The sequence below is a fragment of the Deinococcus sp. genome, assembly GCF_018260555.1.
GTDB lineage: Bacteria > Deinococcota > Deinococci > Deinococcales > Deinococcaceae > Deinococcus.
Genome location: NZ_JAGLBB010000108.1, coordinates 1 through 5,435, shown reverse-complemented (window position 1 = coordinate 5,435; position 5,435 = coordinate 1). Strand labels below are relative to the sequence as shown.

The 5,435-nt window shown below is 67.2% G+C and carries 7 protein-coding genes, 2 tRNA genes and 1 other RNA gene; 5 read left to right on the top strand and 5 right to left on the bottom strand.

The window, feature by feature from the left end; all coding sequences use genetic code 11:
* Nucleotides 1-124: 124 nt before the first annotated feature.
* Nucleotides 125-201 (bottom strand) — tRNA-Pro (locus tag QZ271_RS13735).
* A 109-nt stretch (nucleotides 202-310) separates the two neighbouring features.
* Here QZ271_RS13735 and QZ271_RS13730 point away from each other — a divergent pair.
* A complete protein-coding gene (locus tag QZ271_RS13730; protein ID WP_291432422.1) occupies nucleotides 311-1,546 on the top strand; it encodes an aminopeptidase in 1,236 nt (411 codons plus the stop codon).
* Between the two features lie 85 nt (nucleotides 1,547-1,631).
* On the opposite strand, the gene QZ271_RS13725 is transcribed toward QZ271_RS13730, so the two are convergent.
* The gene (locus QZ271_RS13725; protein WP_291432421.1) at nucleotides 1,632-2,354 is read right to left on the bottom strand and encodes a carbonic anhydrase; all 723 of its coding nucleotides are present in this window, start codon (nucleotides 2,352-2,354) and stop codon (nucleotides 1,632-1,634) included.
* Nucleotides 2,355-2,431: 77 nt separating this feature from the next.
* On the opposite strand from QZ271_RS13725, the gene QZ271_RS13720 reads away from it, so the two are divergent.
* Both QZ271_RS13720 and QZ271_RS13715 read left to right on the top strand, forming a co-directional pair.
* Nucleotides 2,432-2,809 carry a hypothetical protein gene (locus QZ271_RS13720; RefSeq protein ID WP_291432419.1) on the top strand — a complete coding sequence of 126 codons (378 nt, stop codon included), beginning with the start codon at nucleotides 2,432-2,434 and terminating at the stop codon, nucleotides 2,807-2,809.
* A 90-nt stretch (nucleotides 2,810-2,899) separates the two neighbouring features.
* Nucleotides 2,900-3,109, top strand: a complete 210-nt coding sequence (locus QZ271_RS13715) for a hypothetical protein (RefSeq protein ID WP_291432417.1) — start codon at nucleotides 2,900-2,902, stop codon at nucleotides 3,107-3,109.
* Between the two features lie 211 nt (nucleotides 3,110-3,320).
* Here QZ271_RS13715 and ffs read toward each other — a convergent pair.
* Both ffs and QZ271_RS13705 read right to left on the bottom strand, forming a co-directional pair.
* Nucleotides 3,321-3,419, bottom strand: an RNA gene (gene ffs / locus QZ271_RS13710) — signal recognition particle sRNA small type.
* Between the two features lie 119 nt (nucleotides 3,420-3,538).
* Nucleotides 3,539-3,622 (bottom strand) — tRNA-Leu (locus QZ271_RS13705).
* A gap of 188 nt (nucleotides 3,623-3,810) precedes the next feature.
* Between QZ271_RS13705 and rpsO the strand changes: the two genes are divergently transcribed.
* Nucleotides 3,811-4,086 (top strand): 30S ribosomal protein S15, encoded by a 276-nt coding sequence (gene rpsO / locus QZ271_RS13700; protein ID WP_291432415.1) that lies wholly within the window; start codon nucleotides 3,811-3,813, stop codon nucleotides 4,084-4,086.
* An 84-nt stretch (nucleotides 4,087-4,170) separates the two neighbouring features.
* Here rpsO and QZ271_RS13695 read toward each other — a convergent pair whose 3' ends face one another.
* On the bottom strand, nucleotides 4,171-4,635 hold the full coding sequence (locus tag QZ271_RS13695) for a gamma-glutamylcyclotransferase family protein (RefSeq protein WP_291432413.1): 465 nt from the start codon (nucleotides 4,633-4,635) through the stop codon (nucleotides 4,171-4,173).
* Nucleotides 4,636-4,889: 254 nt separating this feature from the next.
* Between QZ271_RS13695 and QZ271_RS13690 the strand changes: the two genes are divergently transcribed.
* The coding region (locus QZ271_RS13690) for a multidrug DMT transporter (RefSeq protein WP_291432411.1) at nucleotides 4,890-5,435 on the top strand (546 nt) is incomplete at its 3' end.

Here is a 5,435-nt window from a genome sequence, read left to right as displayed (position 1 = left end):
GTCTGCTGTTCCTACTGGCATCCGCTCGGGTGGAACGGTTTTGCAAACTACCCGGTCGGAGTGAGCATGACAGCCGGAACATACAAAACAAGCACCGGAATGATTTCTCACTCCGGTGCTCTGCTGGTCGAGGCGGCGAGATTTGAACTCACGACCCCTACCACCCCAAGGTAGTGCGCTACCAGGCTGCGCTACGCCTCGATACCCAGCCACAGAACTATAAAGGTGCTTTCAGGATCCGTCAAGGGTGCGCGGCACAGGCGGGACGGTCTTTTGTATCTCCCGTGCTTGCGTGGCTATCCTGCCGGGCATGACCCTGACGTTCGAGGAGAAATTACGGAACTACGCGCGGCTGGCCGTTCGGGTGGGCGTGGGCGTGAAACCCGGACAGCGGCTGCTGGTGCAGGCCCCGGTCGAAACGGCCACCCTGGCGCGGCTGGTGGTGCGCGAAGCGTACGCGGCGGGCGCCAGTTTCGTGGATGTCCGCTGGGATGACGACGACGTGCAACTGGCCCGCTTTGAGCTGGCACCGGACGGCAGCTTCGACCAGATCAGCCGCTGGCGGGTAGACGCCGAGATCGAGACGGCCGGGGCGGGCGGCGCCGTTCTGGCGATCCGCGCGACCAACCCGAACCTGCTGGGCGGCGTGGACGCCGAGCGGGTGGCGACGCACCAGCGAACGCTGGCCGCGTACCGCCGTCCCTATACCGCTCAGGTCATGACGAAACGCCTGAACTGGAACCTGATCAGCGCACCCGTCAGCGGCTGGGCCGAACTGATGTTCCCGGACGCGAGTGCCGAGCAGGCCGTGGCGCAGCAGTGGGACGCGATCTTTGCCGCGACCCGCGCGGACCAGCCGGACCCGGTGGTCCTGTGGCAAACGCACCTGGAAAGCCTGAAACGCCGCCGCGACCTGCTGACGGACAAGCAGTACGCGGCGCTGCACTTTCGGGGTGGCGGGACGGACCTGACCGTGGGCCTCGCGGACGATCACGTGTGGGGCGGCGGCGCGGCCGACACGCCCACCGGGATCACCTTCACGGCCAACATCCCCACCGAGGAAGTCTGGACCGCTCCGCACCGTGAGCGGGTGAACGGCACGGTCGTCAGCACCAAGCCTCTGTCGTACAACGGCACCCTGATCGACGGCATTCGCATCGAGTTCAGGGACGGGCGCATCACGAAAGCCAGCGCCAGCAAGGGCGAGAGCGCCCTGCTGAAAATGATCGACACCGACGAGGGCAGTCACCGCCTGGGTGAGGTGGCCCTCGTGCCGCACTCCAGCCCCATCAGCCGTTCGGGCCTGTTCTTCTTCAACACCCTGTACGACGAGAACGCCGCGTCGCACATCGCCATCGGCAGCGCGTACCGTTTCAACGTGCGCGGTGGCGTGGACATGCCGCTGGAGGACTTCCTGGCGGCAGGCGGCAACGACAGCCTGACGCACGTGGACTGGATGATCGGCAGCGGCGAGATGGACGTGGACGGCGTGGCGAAAGACGGCACGCGTGAAGCGGTCATGCGCGCCGGCGAATTCGTGATCTGAGCACAGGCAGATGGCTCATGGCAGATGGCTCATGGCAGATGGCTCAACAGCCCCAGCCATCTGCTTTCAGCCATCTGCCTTCACTTCAGGGCCGCAGGTCTTCTTCGTCAATCAGGAAGTCCACGGCGCCGCTGCCGATCTCGTAGTACGCGCCGATCACGCGGATCTGCCCGGCCTTCTCGGCCTCCTGAATGACGTGCTGGTCGCGCAGGATGCTCACCTGATGCCGGACGTTGTTCAGTACGGCCTCCCGCATGCGGGCTTTCTTGTCACGGATGGGCGGCATGTTCTGCACGCTGGGCTGAATGCGGCGGATCAGCGCCTGGAGGTTCTCGGGTTCCTGCGTGACCCTCTCCTCGGGCAGCAGCGCGGCGGCCACGGCCCCGCAGGCCTCGTGACCCATGACGACGATCAGGTGCACGTCGAGGTGACGGATGGCGTACTCCAGGGTGCCCAGTCCGGCCTCGCCGACGACGTTCCCGGCGACGCGCACCACGAACAGTTGCCCCAGCCCCTGATCGAACACCAGTTCCACCGGCACGCGGCTGTCGCTACACGCCAGAATCGCGGCGTAGGGGGTCTGCCCCATGATCTGGGCGCGGCGCTCGTTGGCGCTGACTTCCGGGCGACTCGCCTGTCCGCTGAAGAAACGGGCGTTGCCGTCCTTGAGGGCGCCGATGGCGGCGTCCGGGGTGGCCACGTCCGATTCCTTGATGCCGGCGATGTCTTCCATGCTGGCGCCACGGCGAATGGCGTCCAGGATGCGGCGTTCGAGATCAGCAGCAGGCTGGGCAGCGGGATCGTCCATGCGGCGCATGCTAGCGTGCCCGGCAGAGCCCGGCAGAGCGGGGCCAAGAGACGCCCGGCGGACCGTATGCTGACGGCATGGACGGCATGGACACCCCCGAAGACCTGACCCTGAGTGAACTGCTGGAACGCTACGCCACGCTGCGCGACACGATCCTGGGACTGGAAACCGAGCGGGACGAGCTGGGCGCGCGCGTCAAGGCGGCCCTGCTGGAGGGCGGGCAGGCCGAGACGGACCTGTACCGCGCCACGCTGAAAGTTTCGCGGCGGATCGAGTACCCACTGGACCGCTTCCGCGAGGTGTTCGGGGACGCGGCGGCGCTGGAAGTGGCGACCGTTGATCGCCGCCGCGCCGACGCCCTGGCGAAAGCCGGCGACCTGGACGGCGAGCAGTTGCGGGCGCTGGCGGTCGTGAAGGAAACGCAGGCGCTGGTGCTGCAACCCAAGACCCGCTGAGCCGCCCATACCCCGCGCGGGGTGTGGGCCGTGACGCGGCGCTGACTGCGCGGGAACGCGGGCCTGACACCGGCCCGGCACGCTGGGCACATGACGCTGCCCGCACTTCATCCGCTGCTGGACCCGGCCCTGCCGACCCACCGCCAACTGCCCAGCGACACGTTCATCTGGACGGGCGCGGGCGTGTGGCTGAGCCGCGGCGAGGCCTTCACGACCACCCAGCACGTCTGGACCGAGCGCGAAGCCCGCCAGGCGCAGTTGAGAAGCGCGCAGACGGAACTGGACCACCTGACCCGCTAATACGGATTCCGCTCCATTCCACCACAGCCGGAAAAGCGCCGCCTGCGGCTCCATACCGCAGAACCCGTATGCTGTTCCTACTCGCGTCCGCTCGGATTGATTCGGGACTGCACCGAATCAATCGGAATCCGTATCATACGCCCTTCCTGCCGGGCGCACGACAAGGGCGGCCCCACCTGAAACGGGGCCGCCCTACACTGATAGAGAAAAAGCATTGCCGGTGAGCAGCGGCACCCGCGAATCATCCCTTATGGCTGCTGCCTTCCGGCCCTGACCAGGTTCAGGCGTTCACGCTGCGCTGCGCCAGCAATGCGTTGCGGAGCATAGCACACCCGCGCCGGACCGCTCTGCCAGTGCGCCAGGGGAACGCACCGCTTACGGCAAGAAGCAGTGCCGACATTCCCGCAGGAGTGTCGGCACTGAATCTGTTGGTGCTCGGGATGGGACTTGAACCCACACAGCTAAGCTACACGCCCCTCAAGCGTGCGCGTCTACCAATTCCGCCACCCGAGCATCTCTGAGAGGCGATAGCAATCTTAGGGGGGGCACTGCGCAATGTCAAGGCGCGCGCTTGTCAGTCCGGCGGATCGTGGTATCATCGCGTTTGCCGCCGCGAGCGGTGGGGCCCGGTGTCCGCTCAATGGACCCTGGATTTTCCCCGGCTGCTGCGCGCGGGACTTTACTAACACGAGAGGCTCAACATGATCGACAAGAAAGCGACCGTCCAGACCCACGCCAAGCATGAGAAAGACACTGGCAGCACTGTCGTGCAGATTGCCCTGCTGACCGCCCGCATCAACAACCTGTCGGTGCACCTGAGCGCCAACAAGAAAGACAAGCACGGCCAGCGCGGCCTGCAGCTGATGAACGGCCAGCGCCGCCGCCTGCTGAAGTACCTGGAGCGCACCAACTACGACGGCTACATTGCCCTGACGGATCAGCTGAAGATCCGCCGCGGCCAGCGCATCGTCCGCTAAGTCGGCGCATCCCACAAGAGCGCCCAGCCGGAACATCCGGCCGGGCGCTTTTTCGTGCAGCATGTCCCGTGTGGCGGGGTGGTTTCAGCGATCTCCCTGGCCGGGCCGGTCGCGGCGCGGGATCACTCGCCAGTCTCCGCCGGGCAACCACTGCGCGCCGGACAGGCGGTCGGTGCGGGCGTACACGTACACCCAGGCGGGGCGCGGCTGCCCGCCCGGCACGGTCGTCACTGTGACCCGCTCGCGCCTGTACAGGGGCGGATGTTCGTGCAGGCCTTCCAGGTGATCCAGGAAGGGCAGCGCGGCCTCCCACGCCTGCGGGGTGTAGGTCAGCAGGAAGCCGCGGACCGGGGCCTGCGTGCCAGGGAGCGCGGCGCTGGGCCGCAGGGCCGGGTATCCCTCCGGGTGCAGGTGCAGCAGATCGTACCCGCTCAGGGTGGCGTCCTGCGCGGTAAAAGAGCCGCCCTGGCGGGCCACGTGGGCGTTGCGTTCCCCGGGCATCAGGGTGCCGTACACGAACACGGCTGTCAGGTCAGGCGGGGTGGACATAGCAGCAAATCTAGCGCCGGGCAGGCTGCTGGCGACCCCCACCCGATCAGACGAATTCCGTCTGTTGTATTGACGGCCCGGAAGGACGCCGGGTTGCCAACTCCACCCCGGGCGCGTTCCTCAGGGGACTGGCACGCGGCAGTCCGGCGATACGGTAATGCTGACTGCTCGCAGGAGGGTCGGAAGATAAATGGCGCTTGCTGATTACGCAAAACACCTCTTGACAATTCTGTTTAAAACAGAATAATGCGGGTATGGACACCCTGAAAAAAGCCGGAGCCATGCTGGCCCACCTCGACCTGTTTCACCACATGCTCGACCTGCGCGGCCTGTTGCAACTCGCCGCGCACATGGAGGAACGCGGCGACCGCGTCACGCTGATCAGCCCGCAGGCCATCACCCTGATCGGCGCGGACATGCACAGCGACCCCACGGTCACCACCAGCAAGCACGCCACCATCGAGGCCCCCACCGCGTACCGGGTCCTGCACGCCCTGAAAGGCCACGACGCCCCCGAGTACGCCGTGACCCGCGAGGAACTCGGCGCGCTGAACGCCCGCGCCGTCGCGGACCTGGAAGCCAGCGACGCCCTGCGCGCCTTCGAGACCACCCTGACCCGTATCGCCGCCGCGCCCGGCACCCCGGCGGCGGCCCCCAGCCCCAGCCCGGCCCCCAGCCCGGCCACCGGTTCCGTCAACAACGCCGCTGCCAGCGCCGCCCAGCCCGCGCCCAGCGACACCGAACGTCCCGGCCGGGGCCGCCGCAGTCCGGACGGCGACCCGACCCGCCCCGCCGGCCGC